We start from the raw sequence: 220 nt of genomic DNA, 5'->3' as shown, positions 1-220 counted from the left end.
ACAGATCCTCAGCAGAATGCATATTACAATGATGAAAACGGAGCTTACGGCGGAGAACCGCAGTATACAGCAGAAGAATATAAAGATCTCCAGCAGTTTGCGATGGATTGCGGCATGAATCCGATTTCGGAAATCGATGCGCCGGGACATTCGTTGTTATTTAACAGATATGTGAGAAACAATATCGAGGAAATCAGAAAAGTACAAGGTTTTGAAAATA

General features: G+C 40.9%; 1 protein-coding gene. It reads left to right on the top strand.

Features of this window, described 5'->3' with window-relative positions; all coding sequences use genetic code 11:
• A partial coding sequence (locus NE668_RS10160; protein ID WP_256196946.1) for a family 20 glycosylhydrolase occupies positions 1–220 on the top strand: 220 nt, incomplete at both ends.

Origin of the sequence: Veillonella parvula (assembly GCF_024461875.1) — a bacterium.
GTDB lineage: Bacteria > Bacillota > Negativicutes > Veillonellales > Veillonellaceae > Veillonella > Veillonella parvula_I.
Note: the sequence above shows the minus strand (reverse complement) of the source record. Positions and strands in the feature narration are given on the sequence as shown.